At 37.7% G+C, this 16,891-nt stretch carries 16 protein-coding genes and 2 pseudogenes; 3 read left to right on the top strand and 15 right to left on the bottom strand.

What is annotated here, in order from left to right; genetic code table 11:
* The 12 genes and pseudogenes from A2290_09415 to A2290_09360 all read right to left on the bottom strand — a co-directional run bounded on the left by A2290_09415 (window position 1) and on the right by A2290_09360 (window position 11,004).
* Window positions 1-382: pseudogene (locus A2290_09415) on the bottom strand ([FeFe] hydrogenase H-cluster radical SAM maturase HydG).
* A gap of 92 nt (window positions 383-474) precedes the next feature.
* Window positions 475-1,542, bottom strand: a complete 1,068-nt coding sequence (locus A2290_09410; GenBank protein OGC16719.1) for a hypothetical protein — start codon at window positions 1,540-1,542, stop codon at window positions 475-477.
* Window positions 1,543-1,925: 383 nt separating this feature from the next.
* A complete protein-coding gene (locus A2290_09405; GenBank protein ID OGC16717.1) occupies window positions 1,926-2,168 on the bottom strand; it encodes a hypothetical protein in 243 nt (80 codons plus the stop codon).
* Window positions 2,147-2,644: a hydrogenase maturation peptidase HycI gene (locus A2290_09400; GenBank protein OGC16716.1), complete on the bottom strand. Its 498-nt coding sequence runs from the start codon at window positions 2,642-2,644 to the stop codon at window positions 2,147-2,149. Before A2290_09400 ends, A2290_09405 begins: the two co-directional genes overlap by 22 nt.
* Window positions 2,622-3,947, bottom strand: coding sequence for a hydrogenase/sulfur reductase subunit alpha (locus tag A2290_09395; GenBank protein ID OGC16718.1), 1,326 nt, complete (start codon window positions 3,945-3,947; stop codon window positions 2,622-2,624). Before A2290_09395 ends, A2290_09400 begins: the two co-directional genes overlap by 23 nt.
* Window positions 3,940-4,692, bottom strand: a complete 753-nt coding sequence (locus A2290_09390; protein ID OGC16715.1) for a cytochrome B — start codon at window positions 4,690-4,692, stop codon at window positions 3,940-3,942. The genes A2290_09395 and A2290_09390 overlap by 8 nt, the downstream gene beginning before the upstream one ends.
* Before the next feature lies 1 nt (window position 4,693).
* Window positions 4,694-5,530, bottom strand: coding sequence for an oxidoreductase (locus A2290_09385; GenBank protein ID OGC16714.1), 837 nt, complete (start codon window positions 5,528-5,530; stop codon window positions 4,694-4,696).
* Window positions 5,530-6,561 (bottom strand): Ni/Fe hydrogenase subunit beta, encoded by a 1,032-nt coding sequence (locus A2290_09380; protein ID OGC16713.1) that lies wholly within the window; start codon window positions 6,559-6,561, stop codon window positions 5,530-5,532. Before A2290_09380 ends, A2290_09385 begins: the two co-directional genes overlap by 1 nt.
* Before the next feature lie 146 nt (window positions 6,562-6,707).
* Window positions 6,708-8,309, bottom strand: a complete 1,602-nt coding sequence (locus A2290_09375) for a hypothetical protein (protein ID OGC16712.1) — start codon at window positions 8,307-8,309, stop codon at window positions 6,708-6,710.
* A gap of 2 nt (window positions 8,310-8,311) precedes the next feature.
* Entirely contained in the window at window positions 8,312-9,223 is a 912-nt protein-coding gene (locus A2290_09370) for a hypothetical protein (GenBank protein ID OGC16711.1), read from the bottom strand.
* A gap of 7 nt (window positions 9,224-9,230) precedes the next feature.
* Entirely contained in the window at window positions 9,231-10,178 is a 948-nt protein-coding gene (locus A2290_09365; protein OGC16710.1) for a hypothetical protein, read from the bottom strand.
* 1 nt (window position 10,179) lies between these two features.
* A complete protein-coding gene (locus A2290_09360; protein ID OGC16709.1) occupies window positions 10,180-11,004 on the bottom strand; it encodes a hypothetical protein in 825 nt (274 codons plus the stop codon).
* Between the two features lie 51 nt (window positions 11,005-11,055).
* Here A2290_09360 and A2290_09355 point away from each other — a divergent pair, with 51 nt between their 5' ends.
* On the top strand, window positions 11,056-11,235 hold the full coding sequence (locus A2290_09355) for a hypothetical protein (protein OGC16708.1): 180 nt from the start codon (window positions 11,056-11,058) through the stop codon (window positions 11,233-11,235).
* Between the two features lie 34 nt (window positions 11,236-11,269).
* Here the strand turns inward: A2290_09355 and A2290_09350 are convergent, their stop codons facing one another.
* The 3 genes from A2290_09350 to A2290_09340 form a co-directional block, all read right to left on the bottom strand.
* On the bottom strand, window positions 11,270-12,562 hold the full coding sequence (locus A2290_09350) for a diaminopimelate decarboxylase (protein ID OGC16707.1): 1,293 nt from the start codon (window positions 12,560-12,562) through the stop codon (window positions 11,270-11,272).
* A gap of 71 nt (window positions 12,563-12,633) precedes the next feature.
* Window positions 12,634-13,077: a hypothetical protein gene (locus A2290_09345; GenBank protein OGC16706.1), complete on the bottom strand. Its 444-nt coding sequence runs from the start codon at window positions 13,075-13,077 to the stop codon at window positions 12,634-12,636.
* Window positions 13,078-13,101: 24 nt separating this feature from the next.
* Complete coding sequence (locus tag A2290_09340) at window positions 13,102-14,658, bottom strand: citramalate synthase (GenBank protein OGC16705.1); 1,557 nt, start codon at window positions 14,656-14,658, stop codon at window positions 13,102-13,104.
* 84 nt (window positions 14,659-14,742) lie between these two features.
* Here A2290_09340 and A2290_09335 point away from each other — a divergent pair, with 84 nt between their 5' ends.
* Together A2290_09335 and A2290_09330 are read left to right on the top strand one after the other, a co-directional pair.
* Complete coding sequence (locus A2290_09335; protein OGC16704.1) at window positions 14,743-16,602, top strand: hypothetical protein; 1,860 nt, start codon at window positions 14,743-14,745, stop codon at window positions 16,600-16,602.
* Between the two features lie 2 nt (window positions 16,603-16,604).
* Window positions 16,605-16,891: pseudogene (locus A2290_09330) on the top strand (hypothetical protein).

Below are 16,891 nucleotides of genomic sequence, written 5' to 3'. Positions count from 1 at the left end.
CCGCAACCAAAAGTATCCTCTTTTGTCCTGCTTTAAGAATTGCCTCCGTCTCTTGTTTTATTTGAAGCATTGAAAGAAAACATCTATCAACTTCTTTGTTTGTCGATCTAAACGCGCAGTACAAACAATCGTTCTTACATAGATTAGAAATATAAAGGGGGGCAAAAATGACAAGGCGATTGCCATATATCTCTTCTTTAACTTTTTTGGCCGCTAGAAAAAGCTCTTCCAATGTCTCTGTATCAGAAACAGAAAGGAGAGCGGCAGTCTCTTTTAAAGAGAGCCTTCGTTTGTCCAAAGATTTTTGAACGATATCGCGAATCCATTTTTTATCAGGCTCTTTTTCTTTTAATAAAGCATTTATTTTGTTGCCGTTTATCATTTTTTACTAATCAACAGTTTTATGTAATTCCGGCAAAAGCCGAAATCTAATCATAAATACTGGATACTGGCTTACGCCAGTATGACACAAAACTATCCACCTATTCCCAAGTCAGTCGGAGCCCTTCCAAGCCCCCTTAGTATCATTAATGTTTCGTCAATTTGATTTTGTATCGATTCTCCCGCATGAGCACGATTAGGATATATCGTATAATCCTTTGCAAATTCTTCCGGTGTTACATTTAACATAACAGAATTGGCTCCAGCAAGCAAACCCTCTTCCCTTGCCTTTTTATGCAAAGTTTCAAATCCCGTAGTTACAAGTATCTTTGCATCACGGCCTCCTACAAGCCTGCAAACGGCAAGTGCTTTTAAGACTTTTTTGATGTCTGGAGCTTTTTCATCTTTTAAGGGAGTCGCGGGATGAGGCAGAAACGGACCAAACGAATACATCTCCGTATTTAATTCTTTGGCAAGAAAGATATCATTTAAAATGTCTTCATCTGTCTGTCCGGGCAATCCAATTAACCCTCCCGTAATTATCAAATACCCCAATCGATATGCTTCTTTTAGATGCGCAATCCGCGTATCAATAGATTTTAGATTCTGGCTTTCGCCAGAATGACAAGAATGCAGTTTCTCATATAATTTAGTATTGCTGGTTTCAAAACGCATAAGGAGCCCTCGAGCGCCGGCATCATAGAGCTTTTTTAAGCCATCGAGTCCTACTTCACCAAAACTTACAAAGATTAAAACGGCAAAGCGCGATTTTATCTCTTTTATAATTCCGCAAAGATCATCTATTGAATAATAAGGATCTTCACCCGATTGAAGGACAAGAGCTTTAAAGCCGTGTGTTTCAATCGCAACTCCTGCTGCGTTTACAATCTCATCTTTAGTCATTCGATAACGTTGTAGTTTTCTGTTATGGCTTGAAATACCGCAGTAAGCACAACGTTGAGAGCAGTAGTTTGAAAATTCGATTATCCCATGAACACAACAGGAATTACCAAGATTTTTTTGGCGAAGAAAGTTGGCCGTTTTAAACAAGAGCGCCAATTCTTTATCTTTTTCCAGATTCAGTAAATAAAGAAGATTATCTCTCTTTAAAATCTCACCTTCAAGAACCCTATCAAGGGTGTTGGCAAGTCTTTTGTCGATTCCCGTCTTTTCAAGGTCGAGGCGAGAAAGGCGCAGGTCTAATTCCTGAAGTTCAAAAAAAGTTTCTTTCCATGTAGAGAGGATCGACAACGCTTCATCTTGCGGAATATTTTTTATGATGTAACCGCCCTGTGCGTAGACATAATCGCCGATTTTTAAATCATCAATCTCGTTAATAGCCTTTTTTTGCTCACCAAAATATTCGACAGTGGCAATCTTATCTTTTATATCTATTACTTTCCCGGGTATTGCATAACACATAATTAAATACCAATTCCCCAGATCCCAAATCTCCAGATTCTTATTTTATGTCATTCTGGCGAAAGCCAGAATCTAGGCTAAAAAACTAGATTCTGAATCAAGTTCAGAATGACACGATCAAACTATTCACAATCTATTGACAACAATCGCAATTCCCTTGCCTGTGAAGACTCAATTGAAATGTCAGCCCCTTCGACCATCGTTCCTTTACTATTTTCTGCAAAGAAGTGTTTGAGGATTTCCGGGTTGATTTCCGTAAATTCCCCCATCCTCAAATAAACTTTTGTCACCTTTTTTGCTTTATTTTCCTCCGCCGCCTTTAACACATCTGCCAATAAATCTTTTAATAAATGGATTTCATGCATGATATTATCTCCTTCGCTGTCTTTTTCACAGCATCCGACAATCCATTCCCCAATTCAATATTTTGGGGCTGGATACCTAAAAAGAATACTTCGGCTCCCGTATCTTCTTCTAGAATCTTTGCAATAACGGGCAAAGGAAAAGTATGAGTACTCAATGTCGTTTGAGGGATATTCTCCTTTTCAATAATACGAGCCTCGCCTGCTTCTCCCCCAAAATCGGCCGCATCTATTATTATAACTTTAGAAGGCGCAAGCTTAACCGCTTCATCAATTATATTCTCAGGTTTATCAAATGCGTTTAAAAGATAAAATCTCGGTTTAGAATCCAAAAAACCTTTTTCTGCTGTCCTCTCATATATATACGGGCCAACTCCATCATCGCCCCGCAAATCATTGCCGACCGTTATTAAAAGGGTTAGTCCCTTGTTGCTTTTTGAGAAAAGATCCTTAATTTCAGCGGTTAATAAATTTGACATTCAAAAAGTGGGCGGAGCATGAAATACAAGGATCATAAGCTCTGACAAGCATCTCAAGCATAAGAGTTATATCGGAATCGCTTTTATCTAAAATTTCGGGAACAAGCTTTCGCATATCATGCTCAATATTATTTAAGTTTTGTCCCGTCGGAATAATACAATTTGCCTTCGTAATAATCCCTTTATCATCAACTTCGTAATCGTGGAACAGAAGCCCTCGAGGAACTTCTACCGCTCCGATCCCATTCCCTGCTTTCACGGGAATCGTCCCCTTCTCATTTAAACCGACGACAACTTCTTCGTCATAATTAATTCCATTCTTTTTAAAACCTTCGAGTATCCTGATTCCTTCCTCCAAGGAATGAACACACTCAACAAGTTGAGCAGCCGTATTTAAATACGGACCTATAGCTTTTGATTTTAGACCAATGGCAGATGCTACCTCTTTTGCTTTTGGATGAAGTTTATTGGAATTCAAGTTAAATCTTGCCAATGCGCCAACAGCATAAGAGTCTCTGTTCCATTTTGTATGTTTTGCCGATGAATGAGGAACAATAAACTCATTAGTAACCGATTTGTAATCTTTTTTGTTAACACTCTTTCCATCCGTTGAACCAATATCTCCAATAAGCATCGGATATTCGTCATCGTCAGATACAAGCGCCACATACTCGGTATCCCTTTCAAAATGAGGCAATGTCAAAGTTGTGGCAAGTTCAACTGTCTTATCCATATCTTTTCTAAGCAAGTATAAATGATCGAGCATCGCATCCAAATCTTTTTCTTTTGGAAGCTTTGTAAATCCTCCGACTATTGACGAAATCGGATGGACATGACGTCCGACTAAAATATCGCAAACATCATTACAAACTTTTTTCATACGAAGAGCACGACGGACAACTTCGTTGTGAGAATCGATAAGCGGAACAAAGCTTTTTACTCCCAAAAGATCTGGAGCAACCAAAAGATATATATGAAGAATATGACTGTCCAGATTTTCCATATGCAGTAAAAATTTTCTAAGTTCCGTTGTCTGTTTAGAAGGAATAAATCCTATCGCATCTTCAGCTGCTTGAATTGACGCTAAAGTGTGACCACAAGAGCATATCCCACATATCCTACATGTAATATGCTGTGCTTCAAAAATAGAACGCCCTTTTATCATCCCCTCAAAAAAGCGCGGAGATTCAACTATTTGGAGCTGGCAGGTTTCAAGTTTTCCCTCTTTCACGTTAACAACTATATTTCCATGCCCTTCAACACGAGTTAAATATTCCACATTTATACTAATATTTCTACTCACTTTTATCATTCTCCCTGCATTTGTTGTACATATTCATTTTGTTAACTACCATATCCATAGGGATTTTGTATTTTGCAATAACATCTTTTGCCCCATTTTCATTGGGGTTGGAAACCATCCCGCGGCAACCGTAACAAATATTCCCGTTATTTATACACCATGAATTACAACCGGCTCTTGTGACAGGCCCAAAACAGGTTACCCCTTTATCATACATACATACATTTTCGTTTAACTTGCACTCAACACACACGGCATAATCCGGCACGTAATAAGGTATTCCGGCAAGAGCCGCCTTTAACACTTTTACAAATTCAGGGATATAAACAGGACAGCCGGTAACAATATAATCAACTTTCACCGTTTGAGGAACTGATTTTGTCGGGATTGAATCAAAATAGTTAAATCTGTCGCCATAAACTTCTTTGCGGATATCTTCAAGTTTGAAATTGTTTTTCATCCCATTTACGCCGCCGATTGTAGCACAGGATCCGTAAGCTATTAAGACATTTGACCTCTCCCTTATTTTTTTAAGCCTCTCTTCTGCATGTTTATCAGTAATACTCCCTTCAATAATTGCAATATCATAGCTTTGATCCCACTTTTCAGACATAACTTCACGGAATTCAACAACATCAATTAAACCTAAAACATCAAGAAGAAGCTCTCCCATATTGGCAACTTGGAGTTGGCATCCTTCACAACAGGCAAAATCAAAAAAAGCTACTTTTGGTTTTTTACTCATTCTATATAGCCTCTCTCAAATGTTTTATCTGATCATAACTAAAAACAGGCCCGTCCTGACAGCAATAAACATTGTCTATTTGACAGTGTCCGCACTTGCCAAGACCGCATTTCATATGTCTTTCAAGCGACACAATTATTTGAGAATCAGGTATCCCTTTTGCAATAAGCTCTGCGATAACAAACTTGTACATAACAGGAGGCCCTACAATAACAGCAAAAGTCCTTGACGGATCGGCATCAACCTTTGGTATAAGCAAGGTAATAAGTCCAACATTTCCTTTCCAGTCAGGATCGCTTTTATCAATAGTACACAAAAAGTTTATATCAAGCCTTTCATCCCACATTTTTATTTCATCGCCAAAAAGCATATTTTGAGGCGTTTTACAACCAAGCAAAACACTCACTTTTCCAAAATCTCTTCTGTTGTCTATAACATAATTTATAAGCGATCGCAGAGGAACTATCCCAATTCCCCCCGCAATTAAAATAAGATCATTCCCCTCCAATCTTCTAAGAGGAAACCCTTTACCAAAAGGGCCTCGAATGCCTATATGCGCCCCTGCTTCAAGCTTGTTAAGCACCGCGGTCAGTTTGCCAACTTCCCTAACACATATCTCAAATGAACCCTCTTTTGTGGGAGAAGAAGACAATGAGAGAGGAGCCTCTCCAACGCCAAAGATTGAAACTTCAACAAACTGGCCAGGATCATGCCCAAGCTCTTCTCCGTTTAAAAGGGTTATTTCAAAAAGTTTTTCCTTAGAAGTCATTTTCTTTGTTCTAATAATTTTTGCTTTTTTTATTTCGTATTCAGAACTTTCAAGTATCTGTTTTGTCATTATTTATTTTCCTCTTTAAGAAAAGATAAGGTCTCTTTTAAATTTATTTGCGCCATACAAGTCCTGCTACATCGCCCGCATCCTGTACAGAAAAATTTTGAATATTTTGTAAGCGGATATTTAAACTTTCTATAATATCTATGTCTCTGCCTCCATCCCCTCTTCTCCCTGAAACTTTCACCGCCTGCAACCTTGGCAAAAGGCTCGTTCTGGCACGAATCCCATGCCCGATATCTCCTCCCTGTCTTAAGGTCGAAATTTGGTTCATCTACAACATCAAAACAATAACAGGTGGGGCAAACATTGGTGCAGTTTCCACAAGCCAAACATCTATTATCTAAATCGTCCCAGACTTTGCTTTTAAAACTCTTATCAAAAAGGTTTTCTATCTCTTTTTTATCAAGACCGACTTCATTTTTAAATATCTTCTTTTTCTTTTCTCTTAATTCTTTCAAAGCTTTTAAATGTTCTGGCTGTACATCAGTAAAAAGTCCCGTTTTTGTGACAAGATCATCTCCAAGTTGCGTGTGAATCGCAACTATAAAATAATCGCCAAGATCGGTAAAGAATAAATCGTAGCCTCCGTCCGGAAGATGATTTCCCATCATTGTACAACTCGCATATTCATCACAATATTCATTGCATTCAATTCCAATAATCGCGGCTTTGCTCTTTTTTATCAGGTAATTGGCATCTTTGGGCTTTTCGGCAAAGACCATGTTTAAACATTGAATTCCAGCCAAGTCACAAGTATGGACACCAAAAATAACCATTGCACAGCTTTCAACAACAGCTCTCGCCTTTTCTGAGGTTATATCATACTCCACAAGGGTTTCATATTGAGGCATAAAATACTTTTTGGGAGGCAGAATAGTAGGAATATATTTTAGAGAAATGTTTTTAGCGTCTGTGACTTCTTCAAATACAAAACTTTTATAGCCCTTTGACACAGGAGCCAAAACCTTTTGCTCTTTTGCCAACGCCACAATAAAACCATTTAAGTTATTTTTGTTTAATATTTTATTTTTCAACTTAATCTATCTTACTAATACAAAATTGAACTATATGCTTTTGCTTAATATTTTAGCACAATTTCTAGTTTTCCAATGGATATTTTATTGTAAAAGATCAGTGTTGCCAAATGGGATTGTTGCGTAATGACAGTTTTTGCGATTTGTCATCCCCGCGAAAGCGGAGATCCATCTTGTTTTCTGAGAAATAGATTCCCGTTTTCACGGGAATGACCATTTCGCAACAGTCTCTCTGCTGTAACAGGAGTTAAATCCTCTGCAACAAAAAACTTGTCGTCGCAATAAGGACTTACGGAGACAATGCCAACAGGGACAGAAAGCCCATCGCCGCTCCCTATAAAATCGACAATCTCCCTTGCTCCCGAAGGAAGATCGCTCAACCTTTTTGCAAGATGGATATCCCCGTCAAACCCGCCAAAGGTTATAAAATCAAGCGGCCTGCATTTAAACAATATAGGGGTCCTCTCGGCATGGGCCTCCTCAGTAAAAAGCAGCTCCGTCTTTTTAAAACCCGTAATCTTTGCTTTATCTCTGCCGATTTTCTCCCAATAAAAATATTTTTCCAGATTGGTCAAATCCCCTTCATACTGGTATGAGGTGCAAACCTTTAACGGCTTTACTCCGCTTAATACATCAAGACAGGTAATTGCAAGATAATCCATACCATCGTTTATTGCAATTGCATATTTTAACGCGGGAAGATCAAGCCACCCAACCCTAAAAGCGCCTTGCCACTCCGTAGCCCGCCCAATATCAGATAACAATTCATACAAATTAGGATCAAATATCTCAGTAGGAAATGGACCTGGCCCAAGACGAACTTGATACGGACGAAGAACCCCAATTTTAACTACTGAATCACAAATTTCATCTAAATTCAAATTATCATCATTTTTATCAATTAAACTTGACCCGATTGTCTTTCTTACAGAAGAAAAAACTGAAGAGACCTTCCCAATATGAGGACGAAACCCAAAAAACTCATCTATAAGCGCGCCATGCGTCAATTCAAATATTGTTGGAGTTCCATCAAGCATAGATTCTATTAAGTATTTTTCAGAAACAACATTATCCTTTAAATAATATCCATGATTGGCATAAATGGTAATCAGTCTGTCAATATTCAACTCTCGCACATATTGCTCATAAATCAACCTTACTTTATCTTTGCTTTCCAATGAAGCAGCCTTCAAAATATCTTGTGCCATCGCCTCTTTCTCTGCTAAAAGAACTAAAAGTTTTCTTCTTAAAATTGTTTCATCAAAAAGATCCCTAAAAAATATTCCACTTTTATCTCCTCTCCTGCTATCTAAAACAGCCAATCCAACTCCAAGCCCAACAGTCCCCGCCATCTTCTCACCCTGGCTTGCGCTTAACATTTTACATATCATTTCATGGAAAGGAAAAACAAGCGGAGAATTTAATGAGAGTTTAAGCCGACCTAATGGTCTTTTAACACCTTTTTCCCGCAATATATATTCCTCATCCAAAGCTCTTCTAGAAGAATAACAAAAACCTGAAGAAACATAGGTTGTTGAATTAGGATTAAAGGTTGTACTTCCGTATAAATGAAAAGCGTGCGACCGAGAAGGCTCATAAACAGATCGAGATGATTGATCTCCTCCAGAACAACGGCAGTTTAAAAATGGGCGTCCGATCTTTCTCCCTAAAAAATCTGTTATCGTCCCCTTCCCCGCCTCACCAAATCCCAGATCGGAAACAGAATAAGCCCTAATACCTGAAATCACGGCTAAATATGTCCTTTATCAATTAAGCTTTGCAACGTTTTTAACGCCACAAAGACAGCTCTTTCATTAGCGCAAAGCCCGTCACTTAGCATAAATCTTTTATATCCCAAAGCCCTTAAATGAGCCAAAAAGACGATATCCTGCATCGATGGTGACTCTTCCCTTTCCAAAGAGGTCAAAATTCTGGAGGCTGCAATAGCATCGGGATCCATTCCAATAATTATTTTTAGAACATCAAGGATATCTTCTTTTCTTCTTCCCATATTAATATAAAGATCATCAAGGGCGGCCATAAGGCGGACTCTCCCGCTATATTTAGGATAGACATTTTCAACAAATGATACCCCCCTTCTTGATTCTATCTTGGCAATAATATTCGCGGCAGGATCAAGGGAGTATGTCTGCAGAAGATCCTCTTCCAACTCCGTAAACGAAAGCATAACATTATGTAGTCCTAATCGAAGATAGGCAAGATCAGCCTTAGTAAAAAACCCATCAATTTCCAAAGAAGGAGCAAGGATATTAATTGCCTCTCCCGCACCCGTCACCCAGGAAAAATCAGGCCTCATAATAATCCGATTTCCGCAAACTTCCTCTGCCATCCACTCAAAAACAACTCCATTAAAACGATCCTTAAACAACACCGCAACGGGAGTGTTTACGCTTATTTTATGGCTTAAAGTGATTTCACTTTGAGGAAGGGAAGAAACTCTGGTACTTCTCAACTGTCTTGTTTTTAAATCAAGCCACAATCTCTTATCACCGCACTCTTCCCGCATCTTTCTTATGAATTTTCTTTTTTGCCCAAAAACAGGTTCAATAGTATTAAACCGCAAAGAAGAGACAACCGGATGCATTGCAAGCGCCATCCGATGGCTTGCATACGCAGGATAAGTAGCTATTACCTCAACCATAAAAAAATCACACCCTATCTAAATGCTCTGCATAAGGGATTAATGTCTTTCTTACATTTTTGATTCTCTCTTCTGATTGTTTTCTTGTCCCCTCTCTTAAAGTTTGTAAATAGCTTTGAAGTGTTTCACAACCTCTACAAATAGCAATTGCCCCTATTATAGAATCAGCAATCTGTCCCCAATCATTTAACATCAACACTTTTTGAGAACCAAAAGCCTCTACCCATGCTTTTTGAATTCCTGCCTCCATGGATGATCGCTGATAAGTTTTGCGAAATATAAAACACTCAAATTTTTTTGACAATGCAAGAAAGACATCTAAACTTTTTAAGTCTTTATTAAGTTGGGCGCCAAAATGTCTATTAATTAAAGATGCATAAATTTCAGGATAGTACCCTTCATCTCCGGTAATAAAAAGAAAAGGAGTTTGTGATTTATTCTGTAATTCACACCTGTTAAGATAAAACCATGCTGCCATTTCATATGTCTCCATCCCCTGCCCTCCACCATAGTCAACACCGTTAGGTCTAGGAAGCCAGATCAGTTCAACATTGTTGTCTAACGTATCTCCTTCTGCAAAATCAGTAACCTGAAAAGGATAATCCTCTATATATTCACCATTATGAAAAGTTCTTGCATCTGAAACAGCAAAAAGACTAAAAGCAGGTTTATCAAGATAACCTCTTGTAATTGTCTGATTAACTATCATTGGAATTTTATCTCGTATTGTTACAACCCCTTCCTCCATTGAACCACTAACATCATTTAATAAAGCAACCGGACATGGACTTTGAGTTTTCAATGTTCTCCCATGCGGGAATGTCGCACGATTAAAAGGCTTAACTAAGGTAGACCTATCTATCTTAGGTATATAAGTTTGTTGTGCACTTTGAGCGCGACTATAATTTGAAGAGCTCGTTCTTGTGTATGACGGCTCATAATTCCATCCTCCCATTTTAAATCATCTCCTTTTTTAAATATAAATTCGTATAACTACTCACTCCCTTAAATGCAGCTATTATTTCAAGAGAGACTCTATCTAATTCTTCTCCTTTTGCACCCCCTTTATAATACAAAAATAAAATGTCTGAAGTGTTTTTATCTTTCGTATACATGCGTCCATGAAGCTCAAACCCATCAGTAACTCTCGTCCATCTAAAGTCAGAATTCAATCCGTTAATGCTATGATAAGCAACAAAGATATTATCTTTATCGGTAGCTAATATATCCATGTATACAACCGAACCATTTACCGTTAGACCTACAACCCCTGTACTGTCAGGAATCCTTGTCGTATTTAATACAAATCTATTTTTTAGTAGAATATCTGCAAGCGCTTCTTTCCTCAAAAGCCAATCGAGCGCTATTTTATTAAAATCAATCTCTCCCTTCTCATAGCTTTTTCTGTACAAACGCTGAATAGCGCTTAAGAGGGACGCGCCATGTTGCTCGTATAGATATTGATGATACTTTCCTTCCTTACATCTCTTATCAATTTTGCTTTTCAAGGCATCAATAGATATAGGAATAGCTTTTTTGGGCCTATTAATTTTTTCTATTAAAGCTTTTATCTCTTTTTTGGAGGCGCTAAATCCTTCAAGCCCATCACCACCAAACAGTTTCATAAATGCCGATTTTGTGTAAGGAAATCCTTGAGCTTTAAAATATTCATATATCTCTTCTCTTGTCTCCATCTTCGATACTTTTTTCAGCATGGTCTTCGAATCATCCCAATCAGGCATAGTAGAAAGATCAAAAGATATTAATTTTGAAAAAATCATTTTAAAACCTCGGGTTTAAAGGCTCGATGGCGTTTGATTCTTTATCTGAATGTGATTTTGAAAATTTCAGTGTTTTTTTGGAAGGGGGATAATGAGGGCCGGCGCCACACAAACCTTCCTTTCAAATACCGACCCTCACTTTATTGTTTAGCAATTTTCATGCCAATGGAAAAAGACGAATTTCACTCTGATGAGGAAAGAATTCTTAATAAAAAAATAAAAAGCGATTAAAGTCTAAACAGAAGCGCCGAAAACCGGTAAGGAATTAAAAAACATCACATCGAACTAAGTCTTCATAAGATTCTCTTTTAATTATAAGTTTCACTGAACCATTATTCGCCAAGGCCATAGCCGGCCTTGTAACTCTGTTATAATTACTTGCCATGGAATAGTTGTAAGCCCCAGTACACAAAACGGCCAAAATATCCCCTTTTTCTGCTTTTTGAAGCTCATAATCAATTAACAACTTATCTCCAGATTCACAAAATCTACCAACAATGGTCACTTTTTCCTCTTTTTGCATAGAAGCTTTGTTGGCTATTAAGGCTTCATATTTTGCCCCGTAAAGAATAGGTCTCGGATTGTCAGACATCCCTCCGTCAACAGAAACATATTTCCTGATTCCGGGAATATCTTTAACACTCCCTACAGTATACAAAGTAATACCGGCAACCCCGACAATTGAACGACCGGGTTCAAGTATAAGTTTAGGTTCACCTATACTCGCTTCCGCGCATTTTTCTTTAAAATGAGAAATAATTTTACCGGCAAAGGAATCAATAGCAGGAACATTGTCACTCCCTGAATAATCGATCCCGAGCCCTCCGCCTATGTTGATCTCACGAACTTTAAAACCAAGCTGATTATTAATCTCTTTTGCCAGCAATGTTAACACATCGATTTCAGCCAGAAATGGATCAATATCAAATATTTGTGAACCGATATGCGCGTGAAGCCCTGCAAAATCGACATATTCCAATTTCAAAGCAAACGAAACAGCTTTTAAAATATCTTCTTTGGCAATGCCAAATTTAGAATCTGTCTGTCCCGTTTGTACAAATTCATGGGTATGGGCTTCTATGCCCGGATTTACTCTAAATAGGATTTTTACCTGTTTTTTTGATTTTGAAGTTATCTCCCCTATTGTTTCAAGCTCGGCAAAATTGTCGACAACAATAGCGCCAACATTAAGGTCTATCGCGTCTTCGAGCTCTTTCTTGGGCTTGTTATTGCCGTGCATATAAACATTTGCCAAATCTACGCCGGCCTTTTTTGCAGTATAGAGTTCACCAAAAGAAGAGACATCAACGCCAAGCCCTTCGTCTTGAATAATTTTCAAAAGGGAGATATTGCAAAGGGCTTTGCTTGCATAAATTACAAGAGAATTCGGATATCTATCTTTAAAAGCGGTACGGTATTCACGACACTTCCCTCGGACAGAGACTTCGCAAAGTACATACAACGGAGTTCCAAACTCGGATGCAATATCAACGCAATCGCACCCGCCTATTTCAAAATGTCCTTTATTATTTATTTTTGCGGTTATTGGCTGGTTCATAGCATTAAAATTATATCACGAAATTAAAAAATAATGAGCCTTGAAAATTCTCGCACCATTGGTGAGAGTTTTTATGCAACCACTGGTTGCAGTTTTACTCTCACTATTTTTACTTCACTTTGCTTTTCAATCTCATAGAGATTAAACCTGATATTTTTAAAGCTTTTTCCAAGTTTAGGATCAATCAGCTTTATAAACTCTTCCAAAACCCGTACAGCCTCCTGTGCCCTTTTTATATTAGACTTGAAAATGCTTTTGATCGATTTTCTACTCTTCTCTTCTTTTGTATAAAGTTTCCCTCCGACATCAAAGAGGGAATTTCTCGCTGACAAAAGTTTTTTCTTTGGGATTTGATTGACAGTTCTTTTTAAATCACCGCGGAGAGCCTTTAACTTACGGGTAAGTTTTTTGTCTTCAAGAATAAAACGGACAACCTCTTCCGCCACCCGAATCCCCTCCATCGCGCGGTTTATATTTGCATCAAGAATCCGATAAATTTTATTTTCATTACTCATTGGATATTGGTCATTGGACATTGGTTATTCTAATAATCCATATTCCAACGAATCAACAAGAGCCAAATAAGAAGCTTCTATAACATTTGTAGAAACACCGACAGTTCCCCAGCATTTATCGCAATCGCAGGATTCGATAATAACGCGAACGCGTGCCGCAGTCCCCTCTTTTGAATCCAAAACTCTCACTTTATAATCTGTAAGCTTTATATTCTTGATTTTTGGATATTTTTTCTCCAACACTTTACGCAAAGCTCCATCCAAAGCGTTGATCGGCCCGTCGCCTTTTGCTTTTGATTCATAAACCGTCCCGGACACTTTGACTTTTACATATGCCTCAACAACAAAATCTTTTTCACTTTTTTGGGACATTTTTATCTCGTAATGGTCAAGCTCGAATAATGGCTTTGCGACACCAAGAATCCTTTTTACTAAAAGCTCAAAGCTTGCTTCCCCCTCTTCAAACTGATATCCTTCATGTTCCAGTTCTTTTAATTTTTGGACTAAACCTTTCACCTCTTTTGATTTACTATCAATCTTCAACCCATACTTTTCGGCCTTATACATTAAATTGGAAATTCCTGATTGGTCAGAAATTGTAACTCTTCTTGCATTTCCAACCAGTTCGGGATTTATGTGTTCATAGGTTTTAGAATTTTTAAGGATTGCCGAAACATGGATCCCACCTTTGTGAGCAAAGGCAGAACGCCCGACAAACGGTTGATGAGCAGACTGCGGAAGATTTGCAATTTCAGCTATATGTCTTGATACCTCGGTTAATTCTTTCATCGCCCTGTCGGAAATACAATCAAGATTCATTTTGATTTTTAAAATGGGCAATATGGAACAAAGATTCGCATTTCCACATCGCTCCCCATACCCATTAATTGTCCCCTGAACTTGAGTTGCTCCGCAGAAAACCGCCATTTCTGAGACAGAAACAGCGCACTCTGAGTCATTGTGAGCATGAATGCCAAAATATATTTTGATATGCTTTTTGACTTCGGCTAAAATTTTTTCTATTTCAAAAGAAAGTGTCCCTCCATTTGTATCACAAAGACATAAAATATCAGCGCCCGCATCTTCGGCCGATTTTAAGCATTTGAAAGCATATTCAGGATTGTTTTTAAAACCGTCAAAAAAATGTTCCGCATCAAAAACAACTTCCTTTCCTTTGCTCTTTAGATAAGAGACAGTATCAGAAATCATATTAAGATTTTCTTCCAATGTAGTTTTAAGCGCATCTGTTACATGAAAATCCCATGTTTTACCAAAAATCGTAAAAACAGGGGTATCTGCCTCAAGCAAAGTCTGAATATTTTTATCTTCCTCTATTTTAATATTTGCCCTTTTTGTGGAAGAAAAAGCGGCGATTTTTGCATGTTTAAGTTTTAACTTCTTTGCCTCTTTAAAAAATTCTATATCTTTAGGGTTGCTCCCCGGCCATCCACCTTCGATATAGTCAATCCCAAGATCATCAAGAAGAGACACAATTTTAAGTTTATCTTTTACGGTAAAAGATATTCCTTCGGTTTGAGCACCATCTCGAAGTGTTGTATCATAAAGAAAGATTTTTCGCATATGAAGAAATTATATCAACTTTTATAAACCATGTCACTTCCATTTATTTGACAAATAAAGCCTTTAGTTCTAAAATAAAAATAAATGTCTGCTCTTTGTTTTGCTTCCTTTTTTCCATGTGACCCCCTTTCTCTATTTTTTGTATTTGTCATTTTAATTATATCTTTTCCCTCTCTTGTTTTTTCAATAGGTTATTTAAAAAATGAATATTCTTCCCGCAAAATAGCCCTTTCATGGATATTAAGCCTTGGTTTTATCTTTTCAATGTTGGGGGTTGTTACGACAAATAACGGTTTTTTCTTTTTGATTATGTGGGAGCTAATGTCCTTAATCTCTTATTTTCTTGTTGTTTTTGATTCAAAAAAATCAAAATCCATCCAGGCCGGGACGATTTATATCATCATGACCCATATTGGAACAACCTTTATTACCGCCGCTATTCTTATGCTGTTTAATTATTCAAAGTCTTTTGATTTTATCGCAATGAAAAATGCCGTGGAGTTGATTCCTTCCGGCACAAAAAATCTTATATTTCTCTTTTTATTGATCGGTTTTGGAACAAAAGCCGGAATTGTCCCCCTCCACATATGGCTTCCTTACGCGCATCCGCAAGCGCCAAGCCATATTTCAAGCATAATGTCCGGCGTTATGATAAAAACGGCAATCTACGGGCTCCTTAGATTTGTTTTTATTATTTTGGGAATACACAATTTATGGTGGGGAGTACTTGTCGTTATTTTAGCGGCAATATCATGCCTTGTCGGAGTAATCTACGCATTAATAGAGCATGATATGAAAAAATTATTAGCCTACCACAGTGTTGAAAATATAGGGATAATCCTGCTCGGAATTGGCGCCTCTATGATTTTTTTAAAAATGGACATCCCATCTTTAGCTATCTTATCTTTAATCGCCGGTCTCTACCATTTGATAAATCACGCAATATTTAAAGGCCTGCTCTTTTTATGCGCGGGGAGTATTTACAAAGCAACAGAATCACTTGATATAGAAAAACTCGGCGGGCTTATAAAAAAAATGCCGTATACCGCTGCCTGCTTCCTTATAGGCTCCATGGCAATTTCCGCCCTTCCGCCGTTAAACGGATTTGTAAGCGAATGGCTGACCCTGCAAGCGCTTTTTCTGGGAGCCCTTAACAGTTCAGGCTTTTTCAGGATTTTTCTTGGGATAGCCGCCGCTTCTCTTGCATTAACGGGAGGGCTTGCAGCCGCATGTTTTGTCAAAGCTTTTGGCATCACATTCCTATCCCTTTCAAGAAGCAAGAAAGCGGAAGAAGCAGTCGAAGTTCCTTTCAGTATGAAATTTTCAATGGTATTTTTATCTCTTCTTGCCGTTCTCTTTGGACTTCTTGCTGTACCGATTGTTAAATACCTATCACATCTTTCTCAATACATTACAAACATTCATTTAAATACATCTTTTGCCCTTAACAACTTTACCCTTATTACACAAAGCAAAAACCCGATATATTTATCAACACCGTTAATTTTGATATTGTTTTTACTAATTATAGCTACTGCATATTTTATTATCCGCAGAGCGCTCCCCTTCCAAAAAGTTTTAATAAACAAAACATGGGATTGCGGTTATTACAATCTGACGCCAAGATGTGAACCCCGATTTCCTAATCGGGGTGAATATACAGCTACGGGATTTTCAAAGCCGTTCAGGCTCGCTTTTAGTTTTTTCCTGTTGCCGCAAACGAAGACGGAAAAGATAAAAGATTCTTTTTACCACACGACATCTTTTAAGCATGAAATATCAACAACTCCTTTTTTCAACAAATATATTTATAGTCCTATTCTTTACTTAATTATGAAAACAGCTAAAGTCACAAGAAAATTACAGTCGGGAAGCATCAATGTATATATAGCTTACATATTTGCGACTATTCTGCTTTTAATAATTTTTATGGAGAAATTTTAAATATGAAATCAGTAATTATCATAGTCCAGGTATTAAGCATTATCCTTGTTGCTCCTCTCATAAGCGGGATTATTAGAAAAATAAAAGATAATTTGAGGATGAGAAAGGGAGCCTCGATCTTTCAACCCTATTATAATTTTTTAAAGCTCCTATCAAAAGATGAAGTGATATCAGAAAATAGTTCCTGGATATTTAAAATTACCCCGTTTATTGTTTTGGCGGCTGCAATAACCGCGACCTGTTTGATTCCTCTTTTTGGTACAGGATTTTCTTTAAACAATATGGGGGA

Source organism: candidate division WOR-1 bacterium RIFOXYB2_FULL_36_35 (assembly GCA_001771505.1).
Lineage (GTDB): Bacteria > Margulisbacteria > WOR-1 > XYC2-FULL-46-14 > XYC2-FULL-37-10 > XYB2-FULL-36-35.
This window is presented reverse-complemented; position numbering and strand designations above follow the sequence as displayed.

Coding starts and splice junctions, on each gene's coding strand:
- A2290_09360 (OGC16709.1), bottom strand. CDS start 11,004: ATGATTTTTTCAAAATTAATATCTTTTGATCTTTCTACTATGCCTGAT.
- A2290_09405 (OGC16717.1), bottom strand. CDS start 2,168: ATGCATGAAATCCATTTATTAAAAGATTTATTGGCAGATGTGTTAAAG.
- A2290_09400 (OGC16716.1), bottom strand. CDS start 2,644: ATGTCAAATTTATTAACCGCTGAAATTAAGGATCTTTTCTCAAAAAGC.
- A2290_09390 (OGC16715.1), bottom strand. CDS start 4,692: ATGAGTAAAAAACCAAAAGTAGCTTTTTTTGATTTTGCCTGTTGTGAA.
- A2290_09370 (OGC16711.1), bottom strand. CDS start 9,223: ATGGTTGAGGTAATAGCTACTTATCCTGCGTATGCAAGCCATCGGATG.
- A2290_09340 (OGC16705.1), bottom strand. CDS start 14,658: ATGCGAAAAATCTTTCTTTATGATACAACACTTCGAGATGGTGCTCAA.
- A2290_09385 (OGC16714.1), bottom strand. CDS start 5,530: ATGACAAAACAGATACTTGAAAGTTCTGAATACGAAATAAAAAAAGCA.
- A2290_09345 (OGC16706.1), bottom strand. CDS start 13,077: ATGAGTAATGAAAATAAAATTTATCGGATTCTTGATGCAAATATAAAC.
- A2290_09365 (OGC16710.1), bottom strand. CDS start 10,178: ATGGGAGGATGGAATTATGAGCCGTCATACACAAGAACGAGCTCTTCA.
- A2290_09350 (OGC16707.1), bottom strand. CDS start 12,562: ATGAACCAGCCAATAACCGCAAAAATAAATAATAAAGGACATTTTGAA.
- A2290_09335 (OGC16704.1), top strand. CDS start 14,743: ATGTCTGCTCTTTGTTTTGCTTCCTTTTTTCCATGTGACCCCCTTTCT.